At 68.2% G+C, this 16,276-nt stretch carries 12 protein-coding genes and 2 pseudogenes; 2 read left to right on the top strand and 12 right to left on the bottom strand.

The window, feature by feature from the left end; all coding sequences use genetic code 11:
* Positions 1-252: 252 nt before the first annotated feature.
* Entirely contained in the window at positions 253-1,491 is a 1,239-nt protein-coding gene (locus FREUN1FDRAFT_RS26045; RefSeq protein WP_006543248.1) for an EAL domain-containing protein, read from the top strand.
* Between the two features lie 691 nt (positions 1,492-2,182).
* On the opposite strand, the gene FREUN1FDRAFT_RS26040 is transcribed toward FREUN1FDRAFT_RS26045, so the two are convergent.
* The 12 genes and pseudogenes from FREUN1FDRAFT_RS26040 to FREUN1FDRAFT_RS25990 all read right to left on the bottom strand — a co-directional run bounded on the left by FREUN1FDRAFT_RS26040 (position 2,183) and on the right by FREUN1FDRAFT_RS25990 (position 13,659).
* Positions 2,183-3,406, bottom strand: a complete 1,224-nt coding sequence (locus tag FREUN1FDRAFT_RS26040; protein ID WP_006543247.1) for a lipase family protein — start codon at positions 3,404-3,406, stop codon at positions 2,183-2,185.
* Between the two features lie 991 nt (positions 3,407-4,397).
* Positions 4,398-4,763: a DDE-type integrase/transposase/recombinase gene (locus FREUN1FDRAFT_RS26035; RefSeq protein WP_083828821.1), complete on the bottom strand. Its 366-nt coding sequence runs from the start codon at positions 4,761-4,763 to the stop codon at positions 4,398-4,400.
* Positions 4,764-4,855: 92 nt separating this feature from the next.
* Positions 4,856-5,203 carry a MerR family transcriptional regulator gene (locus FREUN1FDRAFT_RS26030; protein ID WP_006543245.1) on the bottom strand — a complete coding sequence of 116 codons (348 nt, stop codon included), beginning with the start codon at positions 5,201-5,203 and terminating at the stop codon, positions 4,856-4,858.
* Between the two features lie 1,557 nt (positions 5,204-6,760).
* Complete coding sequence (locus FREUN1FDRAFT_RS26025) at positions 6,761-8,023, bottom strand: cytochrome P450 (protein ID WP_006543242.1); 1,263 nt, start codon at positions 8,021-8,023, stop codon at positions 6,761-6,763.
* On the bottom strand, positions 8,016-9,275 hold the full coding sequence (locus FREUN1FDRAFT_RS26020; RefSeq protein ID WP_006543241.1) for a cytochrome P450: 1,260 nt from the start codon (positions 9,273-9,275) through the stop codon (positions 8,016-8,018). Before FREUN1FDRAFT_RS26020 ends, FREUN1FDRAFT_RS26025 begins: the two co-directional genes overlap by 8 nt.
* Positions 9,272-9,901, bottom strand: a complete 630-nt coding sequence (locus FREUN1FDRAFT_RS26015) for an ATP/GTP-binding protein (RefSeq protein WP_006543240.1) — start codon at positions 9,899-9,901, stop codon at positions 9,272-9,274. Before FREUN1FDRAFT_RS26015 ends, FREUN1FDRAFT_RS26020 begins: the two co-directional genes overlap by 4 nt.
* Complete coding sequence (locus FREUN1FDRAFT_RS26010; protein WP_006543239.1) at positions 9,882-10,235, bottom strand: DUF742 domain-containing protein; 354 nt, start codon at positions 10,233-10,235, stop codon at positions 9,882-9,884. The genes FREUN1FDRAFT_RS26015 and FREUN1FDRAFT_RS26010 overlap by 20 nt, the downstream gene beginning before the upstream one ends.
* A gap of 3 nt (positions 10,236-10,238) precedes the next feature.
* The gene (locus FREUN1FDRAFT_RS26005) at positions 10,239-10,670 is read right to left on the bottom strand and encodes a roadblock/LC7 domain-containing protein (RefSeq protein WP_006543238.1); all 432 of its coding nucleotides are present in this window, start codon (positions 10,668-10,670) and stop codon (positions 10,239-10,241) included.
* On the bottom strand, positions 10,667-12,421 hold the full coding sequence (locus tag FREUN1FDRAFT_RS26000; RefSeq protein WP_232295406.1) for an ATP-binding protein: 1,755 nt from the start codon (positions 12,419-12,421) through the stop codon (positions 10,667-10,669). The genes FREUN1FDRAFT_RS26005 and FREUN1FDRAFT_RS26000 overlap by 4 nt, the downstream gene beginning before the upstream one ends.
* A gap of 102 nt (positions 12,422-12,523) precedes the next feature.
* Complete coding sequence (locus FREUN1FDRAFT_RS46760; protein ID WP_006543236.1) at positions 12,524-12,937, bottom strand: hypothetical protein; 414 nt, start codon at positions 12,935-12,937, stop codon at positions 12,524-12,526.
* Positions 12,938-13,103: 166 nt separating this feature from the next.
* Positions 13,104-13,190 (bottom strand): annotated as a pseudogene (locus FREUN1FDRAFT_RS48220) (group II intron maturase-specific domain-containing protein); the annotation flags it as partial.
* 190 nt (positions 13,191-13,380) lie between these two features.
* The gene (locus FREUN1FDRAFT_RS25990; protein ID WP_006543234.1) at positions 13,381-13,659 is read right to left on the bottom strand and encodes a hypothetical protein; all 279 of its coding nucleotides are present in this window, start codon (positions 13,657-13,659) and stop codon (positions 13,381-13,383) included.
* Between the two features lie 1,148 nt (positions 13,660-14,807).
* On the opposite strand from FREUN1FDRAFT_RS25990, the pseudogene FREUN1FDRAFT_RS25985 reads away from it, so the two are divergent.
* A pseudogene (locus tag FREUN1FDRAFT_RS25985) lies at positions 14,808-16,276 on the top strand (ATP-binding cassette domain-containing protein); the annotation flags it as partial.

Raw genomic sequence — 16,276 nt, 5'->3', positions numbered from 1 at the left:
CCGTCCGGCGAGTGGGGTGAGGGAGGCCTCGCCTCGTCGCGCGGACCCGTGAGGGAGGGGATGTGCCCTGATCTGACCGTTACCGGCACCGCGGCGGCCGGGGGCCGGTGTAGGGGCCGGCGGTGCGGTCGGAAGAGCGTTGGGGCGAATAACCCGTCCGATACGCGATGTGTCCATCCGGGTGCGTGGTGTGCGGTTCGGTGAGGGTGGGTAACTCCGGTCGAGAGGGCCTGACTTGTTGGGAGGAGGGGTATGCCTGCCCATCATGGCTGTCTGGGACCGCGCAGCGAGGTCTGCGCACCCGGCGACGCGCTGATGGGTCTGCTGGATCTGCTCCGGCGGCGGCTGCGGATGGAGATCGCCTGGCTCGGCCGCCTTGACGGTGGTCTCCTGATCCTTCAGGGGCTCTGCGGCAACGCCCAGCCGTTCGGTCTCGCCCTCGGCTGCACCATCCGCCGCGACGCCGGCGTGTTCGGGCGGGTGCTCACCGGGGACCTCCCGGAACTGATCCCCAACACGCGGCGGGACCCCCGCACTGCGGACATCATCTCGGTACAGGACCTGGGTATCGGCGCCTATGCGGCGACACCGATCCTCGACACGGATGGGAACCTCTACGGGCTGGTCGGGTGCCTCCACCGGCATCCGCAGCCGTCCCTCGGCGACCGGGACATACGGTTCCTGCGGCTGCTCGCCCGCTTCCTGACCGGCTACGTGTCCGACCTCCACAGGATGTGGGAGATCCGAAGCCGTGTCTGGCACCGTGTGCACACTCTGATCGACTCCGACGGTCTGCGCATCCACTACCAGCCCGTCATCGACCTCGTCGCCGGACGCACCGTCGGTGTCGAGGCCTTGACCCGTCTGCCCGACCCGCGCCTGTCCACCGCCGCGCTGTTCCGCGACGCGGCCGCCGCCGGTCTCGGCCCCGAACTGGAGATCGCCGCGATCCAGCGGGCGCTGCCCGTGCTGCCCGCCCTTCCCGACGATGTACGCCTCGCCGTCAACGCCGCTCCGTCGACGGTCACCGGCGGTCTTGTCGACCTTCTCCTCGACACCGGCGACCCCAGCCGGCTCGTCGTCGAGATCACCGAGGCGGAACAGGCCTACGACAACCCCGACCTGGTCGAGGCTGTCCGCCTGCTTCGCCGCCACGGTGCCCTCATCGCCATCGACGATCTGGGAGCCTGCTACTCCGGCCTGGAGATGCTGCTCAGTCTGCGGCCGGACGTCGTGAAAATCGACAGGGTTCTCATCAAGAACATGAGCGGCGATCCCGTCCGCCGGGCGATCGTCGCGGGAATCACCACCATCGCCCGGGAGACGGGGTGCCGCGTCGTCGCCGAAGGCATCGAGACACAGGCGGACCTGACCGCGGCCCAGGAAGCCGGTATCCACTGTGGGCAGGGATACCTCCTCGGTCGTCCCACTCCCGACCTGCGCGCCGCATGCCGGTCTCCTTTCGCCTTCAGCGCGCTCACCCGGCGCTGAAGGCGTTGTTCCCGGCCATACACAGGTTCGGACCGGCAGAGACGGGAAGCCGGCGCGTGCCGAGAGGGCGACTGCGTGTCGGATCTCCGGGGCGGCGAGACCGCAGTGGCTCGTGGACGGCCGGGATCGGGTGTTCTGCCACCTACGCCGAGATCAAGTCCTTCTTCGCGAAGGAAGGTGGCGCCGGCCGAGAGGCCAGCGTCGTTCTGCCGGTAGGCTGCGGCGATCCCCGCTGTTGACGCCGGGTTGCCGGCTCCGTCGTCGTGTTCACGTCCACGGTGTCGCCTCGCCTGCTGCCCGCGGATGCGCACACCATTGACGCTTAGTAGGTACCTCGGCTCTCGAGCAGCGGCAAGGCTAAAGCGCCCCGCGGTGCGGGCAGAACGCCGAACTGTGTAGGGGAATCATAGTGAGCCGGTCAGCGCCGTCCTTGGACGCCGCCGACGTGGCGGTCGTGAGGATGACCGCACGGTCGAATCATGAATTCCGTCGAGGAAATGAGCTCGTACGAGAAAACAGGTTCAACAGAAACCGCTTCAGTTCAAGGAGAGCGCGCGCCCGGGCACCCTGGCCCCATGGAACAGCGGGGAAGCAGTGGCCCATGTTTCGGGCGATGTGCGTGCTGGGCCGGCACGCCGCCGGCCCAGCACGCACATCAGATCAGGTCAGATCGACCTTTCAGCCGGCCGCGTCAGCAGGAGCGGGTGAAAGGCTTGTTGGCGAACCGGTCGGCGAGGAAGCCCACCGCGTCGCTCTGGGTAGTAAGGATGCCCGTGGCGTGCTCGCCGGGGTAGTCCTTCCAGCTGATGGGTGCACCCGCCGCGCAGTAGGTGTCCTTCAGTGCGACGGCCTGCGGCCGCGCGACCAGCTCGTCGACCGGCCAGGCGTGGTAGAGGAAGGTCGGAACCTTGGGCGCGACGGCGCCGAGCTTCTGCTCGTTGAGGCGGGTCAGCCAGGCCGAGGTGGTCAGCGGGTTGGTCGTCGTGTAGTCACTGAGCTTTCGGAACGGGTAGATGATGAGTGATTCGACGCAGTCGTCGCTGAAGTCGGTGAAGAACTTCTTGCCGGCGGCGTTGAGGTAGCTGTCGAGGTTGAGTTCGGGGTAGGCGGCGTCGAGGCCCAGCGCCGCCATCGCCAGGACGGCGAAGCCGAGGCCGCCGTCGAGCTGCTTGGAGACGGCCAGCAGGTCGGCCGGGATGCCGCCGGCGGAGATGGCCTTGAGGTTGAGTTCGGGGGCGTAGGTGGGCTGGAGCTCGCCGGCCCACGCGGCGGCGCCGCCGCCCTGCGAGTAGCCGAGCAGGCCGACCGGGTTCGCGGTGCTTAGGCCGGTCTCGGGCAGCCGCTGGGAGGCGCGGATTATGTCGAGGACGGCGCGGCCTTCGGATTGGCCGACGACGTAGGTGTGGACGCCCGGGGTGCCGAGCCCTTCGTAGTCGGTCATCGCCACGGCGAAGCCCTTTTCGAGGGCCTTGTCGATGAAGCCCTGGTTCTGGGCGACGCTGACCAGCGGGTTCTTCGACGGGGCGCATGCGTCGCCCAGGCCGACCGTGCCCGAGGCGAGCGCGACGATCGGCATACCGACCGGGCTCTTGCCCTTCGGGACGAGAATCGTGCCGGACACCGCGTTCGGCTGCCCCAGGGCGTTCCTCGAGTGGTAGAGGACGAGATAGGAGCTCGCGTTGCCGGAATCGGCCTGCTTGCGGTACCAGATCACGTCACCCGGGTTACCGGCGGGAAGCGGCGACGGCGGGGTGTAGAAGGCGTCACCGGCGGGCCCCTCGACGGCTGCCGCGGCCGGTTGAGCACCGATGATCACGGGCAGAAATGCGCCGACCATGGCCAGCGCCAGCGTCGACACGAGCGAGCCGATCTTCGTTCGTGACCAGATCCCGCGGCCGGATAAGTTTCGTCCCATCCCGGTCCACCTTCTTTCTTCATCCTGTGAGCGGCGCCGTAGGAACCGTGGCCGGTCCCGGGCCCAGGGCAGTTTTCGGGCAGAGAAAATCAGACTAGGGTGCTTGATCCAGGGGTGCGGCGCGGATCGAAACACGGCACAGCTCATCCAGAGAAGGGCTTCTCTCGCTCTTCCGGAATGCCGCTGAAGGATGCCTTCCACATGGCCGTGGAAGTCTTCTGCCAATGGCGTTGCCGGCGGTATCCAGCGGCCACCGGGCACCGCGCAGGCCACGGCAGGTCCATGCCTACCGGAGGCCTGCCAACTACGGGGAACGTGCCTGTCTGACCACGGATCCTCCTGGCTTGGCACCGCTACCCACGAGTTACCGGTTGGTGTTACTTGCGAGTAGGATCCGGACTATAGCAAGACGGCCTACCGTTGCCAATACCGAGACGAAAATCACATCTCGGACCCTTTTCGAGGATGCCGGCGAGGGTAGTCCGTGCTTGCATGGCCCGTCCACCTGGCACGGACTACCTCCGGCAACCGGGCCAGATCACGCCGACAGGGCGCCCACCGATCCCGTAGCGTCCGGTCCGCGGCGTACTCGTGGCGAGGCCGTGAGGACGTAGTCGGGCTCCTTCTTCGTCGAGCGAGGCCCAGCGAACGCGGGAACGTTCCGGACTTCGCCCTGCGCTCTGTCGGTGTGGACGGGCGTGGAGCTGGGCGCATCGACCGCCGATCGGTCCGGGCAGGACGGAGCCGCCGTAGTACTCGGAGCCGGGGCAAGTCCGGCACATGGGAAGGGCGGCAGGGGTTCGGGGAGCGGGGATGCGGACGAAGCTTCACCGTTGGGCGGCGGCCGACACCGAGATCGCGGGCAACAAGGGCGCGCGCACCGTCGGTCACCCTCAGGCCCGGCAACGCGGCCGGGCCGCTGACATCCACTGCGCCGGCGCTGTTGCACTACGGGGAAGCTGGGCATGCCAGCGGCCTGGACGTCGGCCGGTCAGACGGCGGCGGCGAGTTCGGTGAACGCGGCTGCCAGGCGTAGCTGCCGGTCGGTGTCGATGGCGAGTTCGTAGTGGCCGCGGCGGATGTTCTGCACCAGGGCGTGTCCGGTGCTGACGTTCTGGACGGACCGCAGGCGTTTCAGCCCGCGCATCGGCCGCAGCCGGGCTTTCAACCGGCCGTGGTCGGCTTCGATCCGGTTGTTCTCCCGGGCGGCGTCAACGTGCCAGGCCTCGGGCAGCAGCTCGTCGAGGATCCTTGGGTAGACATACCAGCCCACCGCGAAGACGATCACCTCGGGCGGGAACCGGAACCCCGCGAACTCCGACGCCAGAAGCGGTGGACAGGCACGACGTCGACGCACCACCCCTGGCCTATCGCTTCACGTTCTACTGCCGCTACCTGAACGACGGGACCCGCATCCCAGCCCGGTTCGCTCTCCTGCCGGCGTGCCTGTCAGGAGGTCTCAGCGGGCGGCGGGCTGGCCGCTGGTTGGCGTGGCTGCTGGTTGAGCCGCTGGGCTTCGGCGAGCTGGTCTTCAAGGATGACGATGCGGCAGGCGGCGTCGATCGCGGTGCCCTGGTCGACGAGCTCGCGGACGCGGGAGGCGATCCGCAGCTGGTAGCGGGAGTAACGGCGGTGGCCGCCCTCCGAGCGCAGCGGCGTGATCAGCCGGGCTTCGCCGAGGGCCCGCAGGAAGGCCGGCGTGGCGCCGATCATCTCGGCTGCGCGACCCATGGTGTAGGCGGGGTAATCGTCGTCGTCGAGACTGTGAGCGGGTTTATGGGTGCTCTCAGGGGTCATCGCGCCTCTCATGACACATCGAGGGGCCCTGGCGCCATGCGGCACCAGGGCCCCGGAGGGTTCAACACCATCTACCGGCCAGAACGAGCCGGATTCTGGAATCCGCACGCCGACCCGAGAGGGCGTGGGTGCGGGGATCGCGTATGCGTGACCGGGGACCACCTTCCAATCCGGGGCCTGCGCGGTATCCGAGCGAGCTAGACCATCGCTCGGGCGATCCTGACGGTGTCCGCTCCTCTCTCCTCATCGGTCACCTGCCGGGTATTTCCGAACTTCTCTCGGTGGTGCTCGGCGGCCTGCCTGGCCGCCGCCCTGCTCGCGCCAGTTCGTATCTGCCGCGACCCTGATCTCTCTTGGCTACGACAGGAACTCTACCTACCGCGAAGCCCAGATGTCTACCGCAACGGCGACAGATTTTTCGGGGCCGAGGTGTCGATGCCGAGGCGGGAACCGTTCAGACACTCACTCGGCGTCAACACGCGCCGAAGAGGTCGGCCCGGGGGTCAGCCAGCAGCCAATCCGGCGGGCGCTGCGGACCTTCGGGTCCCCGAGCAGGGTCGGATAGATGCCGCCGGCCAGTACCCACGACCGGGAGGTCGGGGCTTTGACACCCTGGGGCGGGCCCGGTCGCCCGTTCGGTGCGCCGCTTCTACCTGTCCTGGTCCTGCCCGTATTCCGCGCGAAGATCCGGGGAGTCACCGAGGAGCCGTGTCCGGTCAGAAACGCCGGTAGGGGGCTGCTCGTCCTCTCGCGTCCCTCCAGAGAGCAGCGCGGAGAACCAGCCCTGCAGGAGTAGCGCGTCCTTCGGGTCGGTACCGGATGGTGATCTCTCTCCATGAACACTGGGCCCCGCTCTCCCGTGGATGCCACGTGGGCACCTCGTGTGCGTTCCACGTGATCAGGTGCGGGGCGGACGGGCAAGACCCCTCTTCGTCGACCCTTGCGGGACTCTCTGCCCTGGGCCCCGGCCCGTTTCGTGGAGAAGGAGTGAGGACCCGGCAGGAACCGGGCGCGCAGGCCGTGACGCCTCCACCAGGCGGGCGTGCGGCCGGGGACGCGCCAAAAGGGGCCCTGATGCCATAGGCATCAGGGCCCCGAGGATTCACACCATCTACTGGGTTAGATACGTCGGGTTGTCTGAGTTCGCGTGGCCGGCCCCGGAAGGGCAGGCGTATGGACATTGCAATTCGTGACCAGGGACGACCTTCCAATCCGGAACCTGCGGTAACCGGGCGAGTCAGACCATCGCTCGGGTGATTACTCCTCTCCGTGTCGCCCGAGGGGGTCCTACCGACCTTCTGGGGTGGTGCTCGGCGGCCTTCCCCGGCCGCCGTCTTGCTTTCGCGCCAGTTCATGCCTGCCGCGACCATGTGACTCTCTTGGCTACGACAGGAACTCTACCCAGGGCGGTGCCCGATGTCTACTGTGACCGGAACAGATTTTCTGGCTCTCAGGAGACAGCTGCCCTGCGCTCTCGGCATACTTGACGCGTGCGTGGACGGGGCCGGCCGTGCCGCTGGAGCTCGAACAGGTCGGTCGGACGGCCCCGAGCCTCTCTCAGGGGACGAAGGGCGGGGCCACGGCGGCCTGACCGAGCTGGACCGGCAGCGCAGCGGCACTGTTGGAGAAGAATGACGGAACCGGTGGCAGGGTCGCGGGGTCGGCCGCCAGACGGAGGTCCGGGTACCGGGCGAACAGAGCGGGCAGGGCGACGCCTGCCTCCAGGCGCGCCAGGTGCGCGCCCAGGCACAGGTGCGGTCCGCCGCCGAAGGACAGATGCCGCTGGGGGGCGCGGGTGACGTCGAACTGGTCGGCGTCGGGGCCGTACTGGCGGGGGTCCCGCCCGACACCGCTGTACGCGGCGAGAATCGCGTCGCCCTTCGCGATCGTGACGCCCGCGATCGTGACATCCTCGAGCGGGTAGCGGGCGGGGAAGTTCCCGATCGGCGCGTCCCAGCGCAACACCTCCTCGACCACACTGGACCAGGTCGCGGCGTCACCGGCGACGGCGATGGCCTTCTGGTCCGGATGCGTGAGCAAGGCGCGTACGCCGTTCGTGATGAGACTCAGCGTGGTCTCGTGGCCGGCGGTGAGCAGCAGCCAGATGGTGTCGACGAGCTCCTCGGTGGTCAGCGCCGCCTCGTCCTCCTCGCGCAGCTTGATCAACGCACTGGTGAGGTCCTCACCGGGCTCGTCGCGACGCAGCCGCACCAGCTCGGCGAGCAGGGCCAGGCGCTGCCGCTCGGTGGCCACGGCCTCCTCGCTGCTGGTATCCGTACGGAAGATGCTGTCGACAAGCCGGCGGAGCTCGGCCCGCCATTCCCGCGGGACGCCCAGCAGCTCGCAGATCACCTGCATCGGCACCGGGTAGGCGTAATGCGACCGCAGATCCACCGATCCGTCGGGGCCGGCATGGGAGGGGAGCTCGTCCAGCAGCTCGGCGACGATCTGGTTGACGCGGGGACGGAGCTGTTCCGCCCGGCCGCGCGTGAACACCCGGGTCACCGGTCGGCGCAGGCGGGAGTGCGTGACGCCGTCGCTGGTCACCATGTTGGTCACCTTGATCATGCCGACCAGCGGCCAGTCGTCGGTGATCGTCCCGTCCTGGATGGCGCTCCAGTTCCGCCAGTTCTTGCTCACCCGCTCGTCCGCCACCAGTTCGGCGAGCAGGGCGTGGTCGGTGACCACCCACACGCGGATGCCGCCGGGCAGCTCGGCCTGCACCACCGGACCCGCCTCCCGCAGCCGGCGCTGTTCGCCGTGGTGATCGGCGCCGAAGGGGTCCAGGGGAACCAGCGGGATGGCGGTCGAGTCAGCCATGCGAGACCTCCTGCTCAACGATGGGCACGTCGGATGCGGCGAAACGCACTGGAAGGCTTGCCGGGCAGCGGGTCCACGGCGAGGGCAACAGCTCGATCTCATCCGGAAGAATGGCCAAGGTGAGGTCGTGCAGTTCTGTCAGGACGGTCGTGACGGCTGTGCGGGTGATCAGACGGCTGGGGTCCAGGGCCGGGCAGGTGTGCGGGCCGGCGGAGAACGCCAGGTGCGAACGGTTGCCGGTCTCCAGCCATGGGTCGTCGGTGTGCATGCGCGCGTCGGCGTTGGCCGCGCCCAGGCCGAGGATCAGGGCGTCGCCCGCACGGATGGTCTGCCCGGCGAGCTCGGTGTCGGCGAGCGCGTACCGGGCGGGCATGTTGGCCATGGGTGGATCGCGGAACAGCACCTCGTCGAGCGCGTCGTCCACGCCCAGACGGCCGCCGTGCAGGCGCCCGGCGAACCGAGGGTCGGTGAGCATCAGCCGGATGGTCTGCGCGATCCACGAGGTCGTCGTCTCGTAGCCGGCCGAGATCATCAGAACGATGGACTGCACGACCTCGTCGCTGCCGTGCAGGTTCGGGTGCGCCAGGAAGGCGGTGGTGAGGTCCTCGGCCGGGCTGGCCGCGTGCGACTGCATGACCTCGGTCAGGATGCGTTCGAAGGTGCGGTTGCCCTCCTGCGAGTCCTCGCCGCTGCCGAACAGGGCGATCAGGCCGGCCCGCAGCTGATGGCCGTGCTCGGTGGAGATTCCGAACAGGCTGGAGACCGCCAGCATGGGAATGACCGACGCGTACTCGGTGACCAGGTCGGCCTCGCCGCGTTTCGCGAACCCGCGGATCAGCTCTCGGCAGGTCGCCTGCAGCGAGCGCCGGAGGGCATGCTGGTCCATGCCCGCGATGCCCTCGTCGAGCGGGGCCCGCAGCCGGCGATGCCGTGCTCCGTCCGCGAAGTAGGCGTTGTCCCGCGGGAACATCATCGGTCCCAGTCCGGAGTCCTGGCGCACGACACCGTCGGACAGCAGCCGCCAGTGCGAGGGATTGCGGGCGAACAGGCGCTCGTTGCGCACCACGTGAAGAATCTCGGAATAGCCCATGACCAGCCAGGCCGGTACACCGGGTTCGAGCTCCACCGGTGCGACCTGCCCCCACCGCTCCCGCAGCACCCGGTAGGCGGCCTGGGGGTCGGCGCACGTGGTGGTCTCCGACAGCGGAGTCAGACCCGTGAAGTCCGACAGGGAATCGCGGGTGGAAATCATCGATGCGCCCCTGTCAGCCGGGAGGATACCGTCGCGTGCTCGACCAGAGCGATCAGCGCTTGGATCGAGGACTGCCTGTCCAGAGCCCGGCAGGACGTCATCGGCGTATCGGTGGGCAGGTCCAGCGCGGCGACGACCTCGTCCAGCGGGATATCCGGCGTATCGGGGAACACGTTCACGGCCACGGCGAAGGGCGTGTCACTCAGTTCCATCTGGTCGAAAACCTCGAAGCTCTCCTCCAGCCTGCGCGTGTCGACCAGGACCAGGGCACCGATCGCGCCCTCGGCCAGCCCTGCCCAGTGGTCCCAGAATCGTCGTTGCCCGGGAGTGCCATAGAGATACAGCACGATGTCGTCCCCGAGGGTGATCCGACCGAAATCCAGGGCGACCGTCGTCGACGTCTTACGCTCGACACCCGTCAGCGAGTCGACCCCCAAGCTTTGCCGGGTCATCTGTTCTTCGGTATGCAGCGGTACGATCTCGCTCACCGAGTCGATCAACGAGGTCTTGCCGACGCCGAACGGGCCCGAGACCAGAATCTTGACCGACTGGCGCACCGTCGGCGAGACATACCGGTCCGCCTCGTCACGATCAGCCCCGCGGTGATCAGAGGCTACGGAGACCATGCAGGACCCTTTCGAGAAGCTCTTGGTTCAGGGTGTCTGGATCGGCTCCCACCGTGCGCACGGCGAGATGGCCGCTGTCGACCAGGTCCGAGACCATGACCGCCGCGACGCTCACCGGGATTTTCAGGTGGGCGGCGGCCTCGGCCAGCGACAGCATTCCCCGGAACAGCTGCACCAGGGACCGGTGCTGACGCGTGGCCGAGGGCGGCAGGCTGGCGTCCGTGTTCGCCACCAGCAGGGTCTCCGGCCGGACCGTGTTGCGGCTGGGGCGCGCCTGGCCACCGGTCAGCACATACGGTCGAACCGGGCCGAGGTAGTCTGCGGGGTCGACCACGGCTCAGTGCGGGCGCTCGGCGGAGCTCAACGACTTCTCGCCGATCTTGCGTACCGTCGTGGTCATCTGGTGGGCCACGAGCGCCGGGTCAATCACGGCCTCGGTAATCACACCCAGGTAGGTGCGTTCGCCGGCCCCGCGGAACATCAGCTTGGCGCCGTTGAGTTCGTACACCACGTGGCTGGGAATGCCGCCCTCGCCGTGGTCTCCGGCAACCGCCCTGCCCAGGGACGCCATGGCCGAGCACGCGGCGGCGAGCTTCTCGGCGCCGTCGCGGTCCAGGGCGCTGGAGACGGCGGTCACAAAGCCATCGGCGGTGAAAACGAACGCGTGCCGTACACCCTGCGTCGTCTCGATTTCCTCCACCATCCAGCGGTTGGCGTCGATCCCACGCCAGTGGTCGGTGTGGAGAGTGCCGGTGGCATCGGGGGTCATTCCGTCTCCTCTGCGGGAGCGAGCGGGGTCGAGGGCGGGGCGGAGTCGCCCGGGTCAGTGACTTCGCCACCGGAAGCGGCGTCCGGCGCGACGCTCAGAATCGCCGCGAGGAACGATCCGGCTTCGTCGGCTGACGGCGGCGGTGCGGGTGGGCTCGCGGATGGCGTGGCGGGCGGCGGGGCCTTCTCGGCGAGCGCGGCATGGCGGGGCGATCGGCGTCGCGGGAGCACCGGTTTCGACGGGCGATCTTCCCCCGCGGCCGAGGCCGGGTCGCCAGGGGGGACCGAGGCCGGATCCGGAGGGGAGACGGCGCCGGGTGCCGGGGGCGTGCCAACGGCCGCGGACCCGGTCCGGTGGTGGCCGCGCGTAAGGCGTGTGGCGGGGTTCAACAGCTCGGTCAGCTCGTCGGGCACGAAGACCACCGCCCGGACGCCGCCGTAGACCGACTCGCTGAGATCGACCCGCAGCCCGTGGCGGCGCACGTACTCGCCGACCACCGCCAGGCCGGTCTGCGGCGTCTGGCCGAGATCCGCCACCCGCACGGGCCGGCGTCCCGAGGCGATCTCCCGCGCCCGGTTCAGGCGGAACTCCTCCATGCCCACGCCACAGTCATCGATCTCGTAGACCACTCCGCGCTGCACCGACCGGATTCCGACCAGCACCTCGGTCGTCGACGGCGAGGACTGCGCCGCGTTGGCCAACAGCTCGGCGATGACGCTGATGAGCGGTTCGGCGACGTGAGCGACAACCGCGGTGTCCGGGCTGCCGGACGCGTGCACCCGCTGATAGGCGATGATCCGTGAGGCAGCCGCGGTCACGATGTCGGCTACGGCCACCGGCTCCTGCCACTGCTGGCCCGGCGATTCGCCGCACAGCACCGCGAGGTTCTGCGCGTAACGGGCCTGCTGCGCGGCCGCATGGTCCACGCGGTAGCCGCTCTCGAGCACATCCGGTGTCGTCGGATGCGCCAGCACCATGGCCGTGGCTTCTTCCTGCACCCGGTGGGACACGGCCTGCACGTTGCGCGCGAGCCCGACCGTCGCGGTCCGCAGGGCCTCCTCGCGGTCCCGGAAACGATCGTGGGCCTGCTCCACCAGCTTCGCGACGGCCGCGCCGATCCCGTCCAGCACCCCGACGATCGCCTCGTCACCGGCGGCGTCCGGCAGTGCGGGGACCAGATCACCGGTGGCCAGGGCGGGAAGCTGGTGGTCTATGACGAATCGCACGCCCTCCTCCCAGGCGGCGATCCGTCGTTCACCGATCCGCAGCGCCTCCTGTGCCTGTCGCAGCGCGTCGCGCAGCTCGACGATATGGCCGGCGATGCCGTCGTAGCGGGCCACGATGTCGGCATCGCCGTCGAGGGCCGCCGGCAACGCGGGCGCATGCGTGCCCTCGATCAACGCGGGTAGCGCCTCGTGGGAGATGAACCCCAACGCCTGCTCGGCGACCTCCAGCCGCTTCTCCAGCTGACCGATGGTCTCGGCCTGCTCGGCGACTCGCTGATCCCGTTGCGCGAGGTCTGCGGTCAGTCCCCCGAGCCGCTCCTGGAGGCGCCCAAGCTGCAGCTGGCACTCCGCTAACTGGGTGTCCCGCTGTGCCAGCTGCGCACGAAGCTGATCGGCGTGGCCGCGGGCGACGGCTACGACCGCCGTCTCCTTCCGGCGACTGTCGGCGAGACGGGCCGCCAGCCCGGCGAGGTACCGCCCGGACATCGTCGCATGACGCGAAGGTGGCGATGAGGGGTCAGTCATGATCACCTGTTGTCAGTCGAGTACGGGACAGCGACCGGCGGCGGGGCCCGTCGGAACAGCTGGGCCCGCCACGGGCTGGCCCACGAACCATCGGCCGAGTTTTCACTCTTTGTAGCCCGTCAGGGCTGTATGTCGCAGAAGGCTGCGCCGAATCGTAGCCGAGAGGCTGACAACAGAGGAGACCGGGACCAACCGGCTCGCGTCCAGAAGTACCCATGCCAGCGTGTGTGCCCGTGGGCTGTGGCGCAGTTCCTCGGGCGCTGTCTGCTCGGCGCTCAGCGGCGTCGTCACCGCACCGTCGAGATCACGCTGGGGGCGTAGCCGTGGGCCGACGCAGAGGCGGTCCGCCATGACGGTGATCTCGTTGGCGTGCGGCGGCTCGGTGACGAGCCACTCGTGCGCGCACCGCAATGCCGACGCCGCGTCCACCAGCGGCCCCTTCGCCGCAGCCTGCCCCGGCCGCGGCGCGCCGACATCGAGAGCCTTGGCGCCCGGGTCCGATGCCCGCTCGGCCACGAGGACCAGCTCGCCGCGGACCGGATCCCTGACCCGGTTGAGTCGGCCTGGAGCGCGGTGCCGGTATTGCCACCGGTTCGTTTCTCCTGGCCGGTCGACGGATGTCCTTCCACGACCAGCGGTGCAGCGTCCTGCACCACATGATCACCCGGCGCCAGAGGAAGACCCCCAGCATCCTGAACGTGCGCTTCGCGACGGCACGCCGGAAGTAGTTGGTCCAGCCGTGCTCAATCTGGTTGAGCCGGATCAGCACGTCTGCGGGGTTGGCCTGCGACGTCCTGCGGGTCAAGGCGCGGATCTTATTCCTTTACCGAGCGAACAGGCACTGCGGCGATGTAGGAGTAGACGTACCATTTCCCGCTTCCTCGTTTGCGTTCCCACTGGATACGGAAACCGAGGAAGTCGTACCCGTCCTCCATGTGCACGATCCTGGTCTTGGCACCTCACCTGGAACCGCTCACCGCCCACGCCGACGTACGGATCATCCGCGCCACCGTGGACACCGCCACCGCGCGCCAGCGGATCGCCGCCCGTGCTGGGACTGACCCCCATCGCGCGGCGCCGGCGACCGCGATCTTCTCGACGCCCTCGCCGCGGGCCGTCACTCCCTCGACACGTTTGTCGATATCCGTCTGAACCTTCCACGGCTCACCGTCGACACGCGTGACAGCTACCGCCCCGGCCTTGAGGCCATCGTCAGCCGGCCCGCGGACTCTGTCCACCAAGATCCGTAGCGTCGATCATGGTGCCAGTGCCGCCGGTGCGGGTGAGCGGCCTTGCCCGGGTGACGGACTGGGGGGCACGGCGGACCCGTGTTCCACGCCACGGCAGTCGCGGTGGTGACGCCGGGTTGCCGGCTCCGTCATCATATTCACGGCGCCGCCATCGGTCCTGGCGGCGCCGTGGACGTCCGGCCCGCATACCGCGGAAGCGGTGGGGCGGGATGGCGGACCGGCCGCCGCCAGCCGGCGCGCGTCGTTCTCGCCGATCCCACCCGCCTCCAGAACGGCAGGTGATAACAGAACGTAACCGTCGCCGGGATGGTGTCGCGACCGCAGGTCCCGGCCTCAGACATCCGGAGATGACATCCGTTCAAGATCGACCCCAGCACGCCATCGCGAAATGCGCACACCATGCGCACACCAACCCATTTCGATCTTGCAAAAATGATCTTAGACTGCGTAAAACCGCAGGTCAGGGGCCATCTGTCTGGAGCCGGCGAGGGGACTCGAACCCTAACCGCTCGATTACAAGGCCGCCACCCACACCGCCCCGCCGCGTCCCGAGATCCGGGAGAGGTACCGCGCGGCCGCCGCCAGCGCGAAGGCCAACGCCGTCGAAAGGTACTGCGTCTGCAGTAATCAGAATGCTGCGTACGGACGACGACAGAAAAAGAGCCTGGCTAGTAGCTTGTAGTTGGGCCATCGGCTGCGGCGGGAACGGGATTTCAGGCGGCTGGTGCCCGAGAGTGCTATCAGTGACGGGAGATCCGTGTTCGAATTCGGGACAGTTAAGCTGATTTTACATTCCTCGGGGATACTCAAAGCTTGTCGCGGAGAATCCTGATAAATCTATTCGAGGGGCGAACCTGTCATTCGTACCCAATCGGACGACCGGCGTTTCCACAGGTCGAGGCACGTCGGGCCGGCGAGCCGCGGATGCCACGAGGTGACGTGCGATGCGTGACGGCGGGTGGCGGTCCGGGACACAGGGTGCAGGGTCCGAGACGGACTTGAGCCACTCACGGTTTCCGTCCCGCGGTGCCGCCGGTTCCGAGGCGGCCGTCATGCCGCGCTCAGCCAGATCCGAGGTGGGCGCCGCGGTAGAGCAGCCGGAATTAGGTTCGGCGGGGCCGGACGTCCTCGCGCTGCATTCGCTGCGCCCTGGGAAGGTGCGTATCGGCCGTTCGCTTTCCAGTGATATTCCTGTGTCGGATCTGCTTGCGTCGAGAGAGCACGCCGAGCTCCAGGTGGGGGCCGGCGGTGTGGACATCGTGGATCTGAACTCGGCGAACGGAACCTTCGTTAACGGCCAGCGGGTACGCCGCTCCCGGGTTGATCAGCGCGACGTCATAGCAATCGGCCACCATCTTTTCCAGCTCGACGGGAGAACGCTCGTCGAGTATATCGATTCCGGTGACGTCACCTTCGAAGTCCAGTCACTGTCTGTATCCGTCGGAGCGAAAGAACTGCTGCGCGATCTGACGTTTCGCCTGCCAGGTCGCACCGTGCTTGGAGTGGTCGGCCCCAGCGGCGCGGGAAAGTCGACTCTGCTCAATGCGTTGACCGGCTTCCGGCCGGCGGACGTCGGCCGTGTCCGCTATGCTGGGCGCGACCTCTATGCCGAATACGATGAACTGCGTCGGCGCATCGGGTACGTGCCGCAAGCCGACTTGTTGCACGTCGAACTGACGGTGCGTGAGGTGCTCACGTACGGAGCGGCCCTGCGGTTTCCAGCGGACACGACGGTAGGCGAGCGCAATGCGCGGGTCGAGGAACTCATCGACGAGCTGGGCCTGACCGATCAGGCAGACCTCATGGTGAGCCGGCTCTCCGGAGGCCAGCGGAAGAGGACCTCGGTGGCGTTGGAACTCCTGACCCGGCCATCCCTGCTGTTTCTCGACGAACCCACCTCCGGTCTGGACCCCGCGAACGAGCAGTCGGTGATGGAAACACTGAGCATCTTGCCAGGCGGGGAAGAGGCAGTGCGCCAGACGAGGGCACCTGCATGGTCATCGTCGTCACGCACAGCCTGCTCTCCCTTGACTACTGCGACTACCTCTTGGTCCTCGCACCTGGCGGCCATGTGGCCTACTTCGGGCCGTCCAGCGGAGCGCTGCGCTATTTCGGCACCGAGGACTTCCTGTCGTTCGCATCGGTGTTCCGAACGCTGGCGCGGATCCCGGGCGCCGAGCTGGCGGCTCGCTTCCGCTCGTCCGACTACTTCGTGCCCTCTGCGGTCGTGGCGCCCATGGCACGAGGGGCACCGGCAGAGCTGCTCGGCATCCGACGTCAACCGATGCTGACTCAGCTCGCCACCCTCACCCGGCGGTATCTGCGAGTGGTGTGCGCGGACCGCTCCTATCTGAGGCTCCTCGTCGTGTTTCCGATTCTTCTCGGGATCGTCCCGCGATCGATCCCGGCACCTGACGGTCTGGGCGCCCTGCCGGTCGCTCCCAACCTCAACGCGACGAAGGTCCTGGTGGTCCTTGTGCTGTGCGCGTGTTTCATGGGCATGGCCAACTCGGTGCGCGAGATCGTCAAGGAGCGTCACATCTATCGCCGCGAGCGCACGATCGGGCTATCTCCCGCGGCGTACCTCGGGTCAAAAGTGATCGTG

This window comes from Parafrankia sp. EUN1f (assembly GCF_000177675.1).
Lineage (GTDB): Bacteria > Actinomycetota > Actinomycetes > Frankiales > Frankiaceae > Parafrankia.
The sequence above is the reverse complement of the archived record's forward strand: the minus strand, read 5'-3'. Positions and strand labels throughout refer to the sequence as shown.